Below are 13,091 nucleotides of genomic sequence, written 5' to 3'. Positions count from 1 at the left end.
TTTTCTTGTCTAATATCCGTTTGAATCCAGATCACTTTTACTAAAAATTAATTTTATTCTATCTTCATACTTTTGAGATATATAATGTCTTTTTAGCTTAAGAGTATTGGTAAGCTCTTCCCCAATTGAAAAAGAATCCTGAAGCAAAACAAAGCCTACTATTTTTTCAAAGTTTTTAAAACCTAACTTGGTATTAATAGTATCTGAGATATGCTTAGAATAAAGCTTGTTAACATCCTCATTAGCTAATAAATCACTCCTAGAAGAAAAAGATACTCCACTAGAGCTTGCCCACTTTTCAAGATTGTCAAAATTGGGCACAATAACAGCTCCCAAAAATTTTTGATCTTGACCAACAATCATAATATTTTCAATAAATAAAGATTTACCCAAAACTCTCTCAAGAGGCTCGGGCTCAATATTTTCTCCCCCCCTGAGAACAATTGTATCTTTACTTCTACCAACAATTGTAATTTCATTATTAATTGTCAATCTAACCAAGTCCCCGGTGTTAAACCAACCATCTTCTGTTAAAACTTCAATCGTCTTTGCCTTATCCTTAAAATAACCGCTCATTATTTGTGGTGACTTTACCCAAAGCTCACCTTTTTCTCCATAAGGCAAAACTCTCCCATCAACTCCAACTACCTTGTATTCAACATCTGGCAAAATAGGACCTACAGTTCTTGCCACAGGACCCTTAAGACGTCTAACACTCAAAATAGGACCCGTTTCAGTAAGGCCATAACCTTCAAGCACCTTAATTCCTACAGCCTTAAAAAAATAATCAACATAATCAACCAACGCTCCACCGCCAGAAACCCCAAATTCAAAATTTTGCCCAAGGGCATTTTTTATTTTTTTAAATACCAAAATATCACCTAATAATTTAACAGGAAAAATTAAAATAATCCCAACAAATAAAAATAACTTTGAAAAAAGCAAAATAAATAAATTGGGTTTTTTATAAATAGGTGAAAAACCTAAAAATTTTTCTTTAAGCTTTGCATAAACAATTCCAATTTTTAAAAACCCTCCAAACACAAGTTTCTTAATCAAAGATTCTGACACCTTCTTAATAATACCCATTCTTATACCTTCCCAAATTCTAGGTACAGAAATAATCATTTGGGGATTTAAAAGTAAAAAATCTTTTAGCAAAACAGGACCTATGGGTTTTGAATATGCAATTGCTACACCCTTTAAAGCGACTATATATTCACAAGCCCTCTCAAAAGAATGCCAAAGAGGCAGAATAGAAATCATTATCTTACCAGGCTTAATTGCTGGAAGATAATCATAAAGTCTATCTAATTGAAAAATAAAAGATTCATGTCTTAACATTACTCCCTTTGGCATACCTGTTGTACCAGAAGTATATATTATAGTTGCAATATCTTTTGAAGAACCTTTTTCAATCTCTATATCAAATGATTTTGGATTAGATCTTAAATACTCAGTTCCAAGTTCTAGCAATTTTTTATAAGAAAATACAGTAATATTTCCCATTTTTTCTTCATAAGATTTATCATCATCAATAACAACAATGCATCTCACCAATCTAAGATCATGTTTTTTGGATAAAACTTTTTGAAGCTGCTTGTTGCTTTCAACAAAAACAAAAGTAGATTCAGAATGATTAATAATATAAGTTAATTCATCCTCAGAAGAATCATTTCCCCTGGGAACGTCAATACAGCCTAAACCTAAAGTAGCAATGTCAATTATTATCCACTCCCTTCTTGAATCAGAAATAATTACAACCTTTTCTCCCCTTTTAATGCCATAATGCAAAAGCCCAGAAGCCACTCTTTTTACCTCATTCCAAAAATCAGCATATATTTGCTTCTTAAAACTTTTAGACTCCCCTTCCTTATACATAAAAATATCAAGCTCACTATAAAGAGTTACCACCTCTTTAAAACGCTTAGGCACAGTATCTCTCATAAATCCCCCTCAAATCGATTTAAAATTAAATTAATTTAAAAAAAGCAACAGACTGCTAACAATAATATTATAAAAGCTATGTATAAAAATCATATAATATACATTTTTATACCTTAAATAGATAAAAGCAAAAAATATCCCTAATATAAAGGCAACCAAAAATCCTAAAATTCCATAATACAAATGCCCATAAGCAAAAAACATACTGCTAAGAAAAACAGTAATTACAACAGGAAATCTCATTTGTGTAAACTTGGTAATAACAAAAGCCCTGTAAAACAATTCTTCAAAAGCTCCTGTAAAAAAAGAGGTTAAAGTCATTAAAAACAATGCTGTTTTACTGCTAATTTTCCAATTAAATCCAACATTGTTTTGAAAATAGTAGGCAAATACCGATTCTGGCAACAGATATTCAAGTAAAAAAGCTATTAAAAAAATGAACATCATTGCAATCAATATTGTTTTAATAAAAATTAAAACAGATTCCCAAATAAAAATGAATTTAAATTTAGGAATAAAAAACTCTACCCTAAAATCATCATAAGAACTGGTAAGTTTAAAAAAATAAATTATAAAAACAATTAAAAAAGATCTTGAAATCCAAAAATAAAAATGATTTTCATTAACGTTCCAAAATTCTGAATTAACATTTTCAAAAGGAGATGCAAGATAAATAACTACGTAGACCAAAAAAAGATCAAGCAAGGCCAGCTTGAATGGATATTTATTTTTTAACAATTGCATAAAGCATTGTAATTAAATAATTATTAATTGTCAATGAATGATTATTGATTAATTAATCAAAACAAATTAAAATTCAAAAGATAATTATTTATAAATAAAAAATGATAATATTCTAAATGATTTTAATATTTGTCCTTATTTCACTCAATTTATCAATCCATTACTATTTGAAACTCAATTTGATTTATTTCAACACAATACTAATATTATTTTTTATAATAAAAAATAACAAACACTTAGCACTTAGTTTTATTTTTTGCACAATATTGCTATTAAGCTTTCAAACTAGATTAAATTTTAAAACCGAAAAAAAAAATATTTATCAAATAACAAACATTAAAAATTTAAAAAAAGATTCAAAAACTATTATTGAAGTGATTGACAATAACGCAAATAAACACAAATTTAACTTCAAAAATATTGAAAATATTTACAAAATTGGAGATATCATTAAAATTGAAAACCAAAAAATAAAAATAATTAAAAGTCCCTTTTTTGCTAAGCTTAGAGAAAAATATACAAACACTTTAAATAATTTTTTTACCACATTAAATCCTAGTTATTCCCATTTTTCAAAAACAATAATTTTGAATATCAAATCAGAAATAACAAAGTATGAAAAAACATTATTTCAAAATGCAGGAATTGCCCACATTTTGGTAGTATCTGGACTTCACTTTTATCTAATAAGCTTAATAAGTTACTATTTACTTTTAATAGTCACAAATGAAAAATTAAAATACTTAATACTAAGTATAATTTTACTAAATTATCTAATATTAACTGGATTTACACCTTCAGCACTAAGAGCATTTCTAATGACAGAATCTCTTATAATATACAGATTAATTTATGGCAAGATTAATTTAATAAGCTGTATATCTATTAGTTTTATAATAAATGCCATTGCATTCCCCGAAACACTAAATTCAATAGGATTTCAACTCTCCTATCTTGCAACAATAGGGATATCAGCATCGGTTCAAATGAAAAATAGATACAATCTTAACAGACTAACATCATCAATGTTTACAACATTTTTTATTCAAATATTCACTTCGCCAGTAATTTATGCTAACAATTTTGATATAACACCAATCTCAGTATTGTCAAACTTAATAATTATTCCATTAATATTGATTTTCTTAGCAATAACAATATTAAGCTTAATAACTTACTTTTCAAACTTGAATTTATTTTTTCTCCTTGATCTTATAAATGCCTACATATTCCAAACAATAAAAATTACAGCAACATTTTTTAGCAAATTCTTTACAGTTAAGAACCACCAAATACCTATATTTTTAATATTAAGCATTCTTCTTATAACTTACATTATTTATAATAACGAAACTAAAAAAAATTCAAAATAATTTAAAAATGGCTGCAAATATGAAGAATAATATGTTACTATCTTTTTTATCTATGAACATCAACTACAACAGCATAAGTAGCATAAAACAAACATTAAAAGAAAGAAAAATAGCTCCAAGAAAATTGTGGGGACAAAACTATCTAATCAATGAAAACATAAGGCAAAAAATAATAGAAAGCTTAGATATAAAAGAAAATGAAAAAATCTGGGAAATTGGTCCGGGCCTTGGCGCAATGACTGATATTTTATTAAAAAAAACTAATCTTTTAACCGTATTTGAAATTGACTTAAAATATTCGGAAATATTAAATGAAAAATTTGGAAAATTAAAAAACTTTAAACTGATACAAGGAGATTTTTTAAAAAAATACACAAACGAAAATAAAAACATTGATAAAATATTTTCAAATTTACCATATAATATTGCATCGAAAGTAATATCTAAACTAATTGAAGAAAATTTTTTAAAAGAAATGGTATTCACAGTGCAAAAAGAATTGGCTGACAGAATAACTTCAAAAATAAATAGCAAAAACTATTCTTCATTTACAATCTTAGTACAATCACACTTCACAATAGTGAAAATAATAGACATAGGAGAGAACAATTTTTATCCTGCACCTAAAGTTAGGTCTACAACATTAAAATTAATTCCTAGAAAAAACAATATAAAAGACTTTAAAGAATTCAACAAATTGATTAGAACTGTATTCTCAAGCAGAAGAAAGAAATTAAAAAACACTATTATTAATTTCATCACAAATAAAGATATTCTAAGAGAAAATTTTTTAAAAGAATATTTAGACAAAAGACCTGAAAACATTTCTGTTGAAGAATTTATACAAATTTCCAACGCTCTAAACGCTCATCATTAAAGCACTTGCAAATACAATTTCATCAACAGAACAACCCCTTGAAAGATCACTAATAGGCTTGGAAAAACCTTGCAAAAAAGGACCGTAGGCCTTAGCAAAAGCAAATCTCTCTACTAATTTATAACCAATATTCCCAGCATCTAAATTAGGAAATATTAAAACATTAGCAGAACCAGCTACCAAAGATTCCCTGCATTTTTTCTCTGCAACATTTCTACTTATTGCTGAATCAAGTTGAAGCTCTCCATCAATAAGTAAATCACTCTCTTTATTCTTCACAATATTTAAAGCATTCTTTACTTTTTCAATTTCTCTAGCATTAGAAGATCCTTTTGTTGAAAAACTTAAAAGAGCAACCTTGGGCTTTGCATTTAAAATATCTTTAAAAGATTTAGCACTTTGCAGTGCAATTTCTGCAAGCTCTAAAGAATTAGGATTGACTACTACAGAACAATCTGCAAAAAATAAAATTCCATTATGCCCAAAACAAAAATCAACATTTCGAACATTATTTGAAGTATCTATAATCATAAAAGATGATATAATCTTAACATCATCTACCCTAGGAATTATTCTCAAAGCATTAGATAAAACCTTAGCAGAAGTTGAAATAGCGCCACAAACACAAGACTTAACATAACCAAATCTTACCATAAGCATAGCAAAAGTAATTTCATCTAAAACTTGCGCCCTTAAACTTTGTTTAGTAGCACCTTTTAGCTTTAGCAAGCTCCAATATTCATCCAAATACATTTCAATGTCTGGAAAAGAATTAGGATCAACAACTTCTATTCTTTCTAAAATATTATTACAATTAGAAAATTCTTTTAAAGAATTAATAACAGAATCTTTTTTACCTATCAAAATAACTGAATTTGCAAGATTTTTTTGCAAAATAATAACGGTTGCCTTCAAAATCCTAGAGTCACTACTTTCGGGGAAAACTACACTAGCCTTAAACTTATTCTCTTTTACAAAGACTTTTGCCTTCTTAAAAACATAATCTTTTAAACAAAACACCTTATAAAAAGAATACAACATAATATTTGTAAATGAATGAGAAAAAAGACATTTTTCATACAAAAAACGTCTTTTTTCTCATTCATAATTTTCAATTGTAAAAATTAAATATTTTTTAAAGAATTCTTAAAATTTCTTGTACAATTTTAGCTGAATTAAAAGCAGCTAATTTTAAAAATTTACTATATTCAACTTCATTTCCTTCTTTATTCACAATGTCAGATATGGACCTAATAACTATAAAAGGTACATTAAACATATACGAAACATGCCCTACTGCTGCACCTTCCATCTCAACAGCTATTACATCTTTAAAATCTCTCATAATTTTATTCATATAAGTTGGATCAATAAACTGATCTCCTGAAACTATTAATCCTGAATATGCATTAGCACTTCCAATCTTTGATTTGACAGCCTCTATAGCTTTATTAAATAAATTCTTATTGGCCCTAAATTTTTGAGGAAATCCCATAATCTGACCCACTTTGTGTCCAAATTTAGTTAGATCAACATCATGATACGCAACCTCTGAAGACACTATCACATCTCCCACTTTAATATTTTTATATTTATCACTAACAACGCCACCAGCAATTCCAGAATTAATTACATGACTTATATTGTATTTTGACAAAATATAGCTAGTCCAAACACCCGCATTAACCTTGCCAACCCCACAAACAATAACCATAACATTGCGATTAGACAACTTTCCCTTTACAATCTTTTTATTAAGACCATACTCTTTAAGCACTATTTCTTCCTTGTTAGACATAAGCTTATTTATCTGCTCAAACTCAGAATCCATAGGGGTTACTACTAAAACATTAATGTTTTTAGAAAAAACAACATGCCCGTTTGAAAAAACTAATAGAAATAAAAAAAATTTTATTAAAAAATTCATAAACTCACACTCCTATAACAAAAGAATACTTATCAGTATACCTCAAAAGGAAAAATCAAAATTGATTTTTCCTTTGAAAAATTTTTTATAAAAGATGTTGAAAAAAATTATCCTATCCGTATTACAATATTAGTAGTTTAAAAAGGGGAAAACTGAATGAAAAAAATGAATCTGGTTACAGCTGCTCTACCTTATGTTAACAATATTCCTCATCTTGGAAATTTAGTGCAAGTATTATCGGCCGATGCTTTCGCAAGATATTCGAAAATGTCCGGAATTGAAACTCTTTATGTCTGCGGAACAGATGAATATGGAACAGCCACAGAAACCAAAGCCTTAATTGAAAAAACCACCCCTTTAGAGCTTTGCAATAAATATTATGAAATACATAAATCAATTTACGAATGGTTCAATATTGAATTTGATATTTTCGGTCGCACAACCAACAATCAACATCAAGAAATTGTACAAAATTTTTTCCTAAAATTAGAAAAAAATGGTTATATAAAAGAGCGAGAAACTGAACAATTTTTTTGCAACAAAGATTCAATATTCTTAGCTGATAGATATGTAATAGGAGAATGTCCAGAGTGCCAAAGCACAGCCAAAGGAGATCAGTGCGATAACTGTTCTAAGCTTTTAAATCCAATAGACCTAATAAATCCAAAATGCATAATTTGTAAAAACAAACCTATTTTAAAAAAAACCAAACATCTTTATATAGATCTTCCCAAGATAAAAACAAAACTTGAAAAATGGATAAAAAATTCGACTGCTAATGAAAATTGGAATACCAATGCACTTAAAATGACAAACGCTTTTTTAAGAGACGGCCTTAAAGAAAGAGCAATTACAAGAGACCTGAAATGGGGAATTCCTGTGCCTAAAAAAGGTTACGAAAATAAAGTATTTTACGTCTGGTTTGATGCCCCAATAGGATATATTTCAATTACCAAAAACATTGTTAAAAATTGGGAATCTTGGTGGAAAAACAATGATCAAGTAAATCTTGTACAATTTATTGGAAAAGACAATATATTGTTTCATACAATTATATTTCCTTGCATAGAAATTGGAAGTGAAGAAAATTGGACAATATTAAATCAACTTTCATCAAGCGAGTACTTAAATTACGAAAATCTTAAATTTTCAAAATCGGAAGGAACAGGAATTTTTGGAAACGATGCTATTACCACAGGAATCCCTTCTGATGTGTGGAGATTCTATATCTATTATAACAGACCTGAAAAATCTGATTTTCAATTTATGTGGCAAGATCTCATGGAAAGAGTAAATACAGAGCTTATTGATAATTTTTCAAACCTTGTCAACAGAGTATTAACATTTCAAAAAAAATTCTTTGGAGATGTCATAGAAACAATCGAAACTCAAAATAAATTTTGGAAACAAATAACACCCAAATATAATAAAATACTAAATCTTTTTAAAAAGACAGAACTAAAATCTGCACTCAAAGAAATACTTAAAATTTCATCCCTTGGAAACAAAATATTTCAAGACAACGAACCGTGGAAAAAAAAAGACAACTCTCCACAAGAAACAAAAGAACTAATTTCAAACTTAATATACCTAATAAGAGACTTATCTATTTTAATGATGCCATTCATTCCCGAAACAAGCAAAAAAATACAACAATTCTTTGGCAACAGTTATCAATTTTCTATCAAAATTCTTGGAACTAAATCTGGAGTTAAAAAAATTGAGTTCACAGAAATCTTATTCAATAAACTAGAGCAAAAAAAAATCAACAATTTAAAGCTAAAGTATTCAGGAGGGAAAAAAATGGAAGAAAAAGAACAACCAGAAAACTTATTTAGAGAAAAAGTGCTCTTAAAAGTTATGAAAATACATAAAATAGAAAGAAATCTCGAAGCTAAAAACTTATTCATATTAAAACTAAGTGATGGCGCTAATGAGGACAAACAAATAGTAAGTAGTCTTGAAGGACATTATACAGAAGAAGAGCTTTTAGGCAAACATATAATAATAGTAGACAATTTAAAGCCTGCAAAGTTTAGAGGAATAAAATCTGAAGGAATGCTAATAGCTGCTGAGGACAAAAATAAAAATTTTAAAGTTATAATTGTAGAAGATTCGATCAAAAATCCTGTTGCTGGAGAGAGAATAATACTTGAAAACGATCAAAATAAAGATCTTATCTGCCCACCTAAAATTGACATAAATAAATTTTCAAAAGCTAACATAGTAACAGAAAACGGAGAGCTTAAAATAAACGGAATAAACTTAATATTAGAACATTCTAAGAACAAAATATTGTCTAAAGATATTCCAAACGGAAGGATTTGCTAAGAGTTATTAATGACTATAAAAAAAATAAAAGCAAAAGAAATAGAAGAAAATTATCTTCAAAGCGAACTGTGGACATTAATAAAAACAACAAAAAACAGCAATTGGAAAGCCTTAGCATTTGAAAGTGATGCTCTTGGTAAAATTATTGTAATGCAAAGAAGACTGTTTAAAAGTTTTTACTTAGCATACATTCCGCATCCAGAATTTTCAAACAAAACTCTTGATAACATTAATATTGACAAAATCAGCAAAAATATTAAAGAATTTAGCATAAAAATAAAACCCTACCTACATAAAAATACAATTTTTTTAAGATTCGATTTAATGTATTACTATCAAAGAACATTAAATGAAAAATACTCTCCAATAAAAATTAAAATCAAATGTCTAAGAAAATCGTTTGATGACATACAGCCTTCAAACACAACAATATTAAATTTAAATAATTCTCTTGAGAATATTTTGCTTAACATGAAAAAAAAAACAAGATACAACATAAAACTCAGCACAAAAAAAAATCTGGATATACTAATAGATGATAAATTTAAACATTTAAATGCGTTTTACAAACTCTATAAAGAAACCAGCAAAAGAGATAAATTTGCTATCCACTCAAAAGAATACATACAAAACCTTATTGAAATATTTAAACAAGACAAAAATGCTCAAATAAAATTGATAGCTGCATTTTACAACAACATAATTGTTTCTGGTATAATAGTGGGAATTTACAAGGAAAAAGCGGTTTACCTTTACGGGGCTTCCAGCAAAGAATACAGAAATTTAATGCCCAATTACGCAGTGCAATTCAAAGCAATAAAAATTTTAAAAAAATTAGGAATAAAAGAATATGATTTATTAGGAATTCCCCCAATTAATAAAAAACATCCTCTATCTGGTCTTTTTGCTTTTAAAACGGGATTTGGGGGAGATATTATTCACAGAATTGGCTGTTATGATTTTGTTTACAAAAATTTCATTTACAATGTTTATGCAAATCTTGAAAAACTTAGATACTTTTATTACAAAGTAATAAGGAAAAAAATTTAATCAAGCGTATTAACTAGATTTTTAAATTGCAAGCCTCTATCAAACTCATTATTGAAAAGCTCAAAAGAAGCACTAGCAGGGGAAAATAACACAATATCGCCTGAACTTGAAATCTTAAAAGCATAATTTACCGCATTTCTTAAAGAATCAAACAAAAAATATTGTGTGCCACTTTTTTCCAAAATTTTAATAATTTTTACAGTTGCACTACCTTTTATCAAAATCCAAGTTTTAACTAGATTTAGTATCTTAAAAAAACTTGAAAAATCAAGCTCTTTATCAGTTCCTCCAACAATTAAGTTAATACAATTAACATTTGTTTTCAAACTTCTAACAGATAAAACCGTAGAATCTGGAATAGTTGAAGCTGTATCATTATAAAACATTACATTTTGAACTAATTTAACAAACTCTAATCTATGCTCAATTCCTTTAAAATTACTTAAAATCTGAAACGTATCATTAAGATCTATATTTAAATAATAAGAAACAAAAAAAGTAATCAACTTAGGAATCATAAAAACAACTTGAGGCTCAGAAAAATGCCCAATCAAGTTATAATTAAAATATACTTCACCTTCATTACAATAAAAAACATCTCGATCAAAGTCGCGAGGATTAAATTCGGAAAATAAAATAACTTTGGCTTTTGATTTAAATTTTGAAAAATATTTATAATAAGCCTTATCCTGAATAATCACAATTCCTGAAGTTTGATTTACAAAAATTTTTGACTTATCGATGATATAATCATTAAAGTTTAAATAATAATTTTGGTGATCGTTGTAAACATTTGTAATAATACTAAGAATAGGATTAAAATTACTTAAAGATTGCAACTGCCAAGAAGAAAGTTCTAAAATCAAAGGGGATTTTCCATCAAGTTGATCAAAAAAACTTAAAGGAGATACGCCAATATTCCCCCCAAGCTTTACACTTGGATATTTTTTTTTCAAAGCCTGATACAAAAGAGATACAAGAGTCGATTTACCTTTAGTACCCGTTACTGCGATTATAGGATTCTTGTTGAATATCAAAAATAAACCAATATCCGTTTCAACTCGTTTTGCAAACTTTAAATATTTATTATTGGGCTTCACACTGGGATTTTTCACAACAATATCAGCTTTTTTAAAATCGCTTACATTGTGTTTACCTAAAACATACCTAATTTGATTATCAAAATCTCTTAAAGAATCAATACTTAAAGCTAATTCTGCCTCACTTTTAAGATCAGTAATTACTAACCTTGCCCCATGCTTTAATAAAAATCTAGAAAGAGCCACTCCTCCTCCATTAAGACCTAACCCCATGACTAAAAAGTTTAAATTTTTAATTTCGTCTAAACGCACAATAAGATTATATCAAATCTACCAACCTGTTTTAACAGATTTAATCCACCTTTCGCTATAAAAATAAGGAAGCGAAATAGCAAGCTTGATTGCATCCTCAAGAGCTGGAATAAAAACAATAACTTCAAAAGGCAAATTTGTATAATTTGCTAAAACAAAAGCAATAGGAATAGTATAAACAAAAGTTACAGAACCTTCCATAATAGCACCAAAACTTGGAGATGCTCCTGCACGAAAAAAACCAAAAAGATACTGAAAAGCAAGAGCCATAAAAAAGGCAGAAACAGAAGAATATCTTAAAATAGTTCCTGTAAGGTGAGAATATTTTAATGTATAAAAAATATAAGGAGCAAAAAATGAAAACATAAACAATGCAAAAGATGTTAAAAAAGCAAGTTTGAAGCCAATCTTACCCAAATAGATTGCAACTTTCATGATTTCTTTTTTGCTATTATGCATTTCATAACCCATCATAATATTTAAAGAAATACAAAAAGAATTAATTATATTAAAGATAATAAAATAAACAGAAAAAGATATGCTGTAAGCAGCGTATTTATGAGTGTCGATTCCTATAAAAATTGACGTCAACACAAGATAACCAAAAAACCAAATAAAATCGTTTAAAAGAATTGGAATAAAAAATTTAATTAGTTGAACAAGCAACTTAACATTAATATTTAAATCATCAAGTTTAAGGTGCAAAATTGAATTCTTGTTAAATACTGTATAAATAAGATAGACAATAAGCTCTAAAATGCGAATAACTGTTGTTGCAATAGCAGCTCCAACTACCCCCATATGAAAAACGAAAATAAAAATATAATTTAATATTAGATTTAAAAGAACTGAAAAAACGGAAATGTAAACTTGAAATTTAACAATTTCAACAACTTTAAGAGCATTAGCAACAAGGCCTTTTATGATTGCAAATACGAAAGAATAAATAGCTATATTTAAATAAATAGCCCCATAATAAACTGCCTGCACATCATTGGAAATCAATCTAAGTAAAAAAAAAGGACTCACTCTAGAAATCAATATAAACGGGAAAGAAAATAAAATAATAGTTAATATACTAATAAAAAATGTATTTCTAAAACTCTTAAAATCGCCCCGATTGTATTGCCTTGTAGCGATTATATTGTAAGCTCCTGCCATAGCAAATCCAATAGTAACAAACAGTTCAAAAAATTTATTTGCAAGAGAAACTCCTGCAACAGGATAGTCGCCAAGATATGCAACCATAGCATTATCTGTAAGAGAAATAAAATTAAATAAAAAAAACTCAATAGCAGTTGGAATTGCAATCTTCAAAAGATCTTTATAAATTTTATCTTTTTTTGACGCACTTAATGAATACATAAACTTCTCCAAATAAAAATCAATATTTTCACAAAGACAAATACTAAAACACTACAAAAAAACAAAAGGAATTGCTTTTAAATCGGCATAATAAGAATGGATTTTAGATTCACCAAGACCATTAA

General features: G+C 27.7%; 10 protein-coding genes. 4 read left to right on the top strand and 6 right to left on the bottom strand.

Annotation, left to right across the window (positions count from 1 at the left end):
• Positions 1-9: 9 nt before the first annotated feature.
• Positions 10-1,947: an AMP-binding protein gene (locus QIA21_RS03570; protein ID WP_301393158.1), complete on the bottom strand. Its 1,938-nt coding sequence runs from the start codon at positions 1,945-1,947 to the stop codon at positions 10-12.
• Positions 1,948-1,977: 30 nt separating this feature from the next.
• Positions 1,978-2,691 (bottom strand): CPBP family intramembrane glutamic endopeptidase, encoded by a 714-nt coding sequence (locus tag QIA21_RS03565; protein WP_301393157.1) that lies wholly within the window; start codon positions 2,689-2,691, stop codon positions 1,978-1,980.
• Positions 2,692-2,807: 116 nt separating this feature from the next.
• Here QIA21_RS03565 and QIA21_RS03560 point away from each other — a divergent pair, with 116 nt between their 5' ends.
• Entirely contained in the window at positions 2,808-4,064 is a 1,257-nt protein-coding gene (locus tag QIA21_RS03560) for a ComEC/Rec2 family competence protein (protein WP_301393156.1), read from the top strand.
• 31 nt (positions 4,065-4,095) lie between these two features.
• Positions 4,096-4,941 carry a 16S rRNA (adenine(1518)-N(6)/adenine(1519)-N(6))-dimethyltransferase RsmA gene (gene rsmA, locus QIA21_RS03555; RefSeq protein ID WP_301393373.1) on the top strand — a complete coding sequence of 282 codons (846 nt, stop codon included), beginning with the start codon at positions 4,096-4,098 and terminating at the stop codon, positions 4,939-4,941.
• Here rsmA and pta read toward each other — a convergent pair.
• Together pta and QIA21_RS03545 are read right to left on the bottom strand one after the other, a co-directional pair.
• Positions 4,924-5,982 (bottom strand): phosphate acetyltransferase, encoded by a 1,059-nt coding sequence (gene pta, locus QIA21_RS03550; RefSeq protein WP_301393372.1) that lies wholly within the window; start codon positions 5,980-5,982, stop codon positions 4,924-4,926. The two genes, rsmA and pta, sit on opposite strands and share 18 nt — an antisense overlap.
• A 94-nt stretch (positions 5,983-6,076) precedes the next feature.
• Positions 6,077-6,868, bottom strand: a complete 792-nt coding sequence (locus tag QIA21_RS03545; RefSeq protein ID WP_301393155.1) for a 5'-methylthioadenosine/adenosylhomocysteine nucleosidase — start codon at positions 6,866-6,868, stop codon at positions 6,077-6,079.
• Between the two features lie 156 nt (positions 6,869-7,024).
• Here QIA21_RS03545 and metG point away from each other — a divergent pair, with 156 nt between their 5' ends.
• Both metG and QIA21_RS03535 read left to right on the top strand, forming a co-directional pair.
• Positions 7,025-9,199, top strand: coding sequence for a methionine--tRNA ligase (gene metG / locus QIA21_RS03540; protein WP_301393154.1), 2,175 nt, complete (start codon positions 7,025-7,027; stop codon positions 9,197-9,199).
• A gap of 9 nt (positions 9,200-9,208) precedes the next feature.
• Positions 9,209-10,249: a lipid II:glycine glycyltransferase FemX gene (locus tag QIA21_RS03535; protein ID WP_301393153.1), complete on the top strand. Its 1,041-nt coding sequence runs from the start codon at positions 9,209-9,211 to the stop codon at positions 10,247-10,249.
• Here QIA21_RS03535 and murD read toward each other — a convergent pair.
• Positions 10,246-11,601 (bottom strand): UDP-N-acetylmuramoyl-L-alanine--D-glutamate ligase, encoded by a 1,356-nt coding sequence (gene murD / locus QIA21_RS03530; RefSeq protein ID WP_301393152.1) that lies wholly within the window; start codon positions 11,599-11,601, stop codon positions 10,246-10,248. The two genes, QIA21_RS03535 and murD, sit on opposite strands and share 4 nt — an antisense overlap.
• A gap of 18 nt (positions 11,602-11,619) precedes the next feature.
• Positions 11,620-12,966 (bottom strand): MATE family efflux transporter, encoded by a 1,347-nt coding sequence (locus tag QIA21_RS03525; RefSeq protein WP_091971976.1) that lies wholly within the window; start codon positions 12,964-12,966, stop codon positions 11,620-11,622.
• Positions 12,967-13,091: the final 125 nt, after the last annotated feature.

Origin of the sequence: Borreliella japonica (genome assembly GCF_030438115.2) — a bacterium.
Classification (GTDB): Bacteria; Spirochaetota; Spirochaetia; order Borreliales; family Borreliaceae; genus Borreliella; species Borreliella japonica.
This window is presented reverse-complemented; position numbering and strand designations above follow the sequence as displayed.

Coding starts and splice junctions, on each gene's coding strand:
- QIA21_RS03560 (WP_301393156.1), top strand. CDS start 2,808: ATGATTTTAATATTTGTCCTTATTTCACTCAATTTATCAATCCATTAC.
- QIA21_RS03525 (WP_091971976.1), bottom strand. CDS start 12,966: ATGTATTCATTAAGTGCGTCAAAAAAAGATAAAATTTATAAAGATCTT.
- QIA21_RS03535 (WP_301393153.1), top strand. CDS start 9,209: ATGACTATAAAAAAAATAAAAGCAAAAGAAATAGAAGAAAATTATCTT.
- metG (WP_301393154.1), top strand. CDS start 7,025: ATGAAAAAAATGAATCTGGTTACAGCTGCTCTACCTTATGTTAACAAT.
- QIA21_RS03545 (WP_301393155.1), bottom strand. CDS start 6,868: ATGAATTTTTTAATAAAATTTTTTTTATTTCTATTAGTTTTTTCAAAC.
- QIA21_RS03570 (WP_301393158.1), bottom strand. CDS start 1,947: ATGAGAGATACTGTGCCTAAGCGTTTTAAAGAGGTGGTAACTCTTTAT.
- QIA21_RS03565 (WP_301393157.1), bottom strand. CDS start 2,691: ATGCAATTGTTAAAAAATAAATATCCATTCAAGCTGGCCTTGCTTGAT.
- pta (WP_301393372.1), bottom strand. CDS start 5,982: ATGTTGTATTCTTTTTATAAGGTGTTTTGTTTAAAAGATTATGTTTTT.
- rsmA (WP_301393373.1), top strand. CDS start 4,096: ATGTTACTATCTTTTTTATCTATGAACATCAACTACAACAGCATAAGT.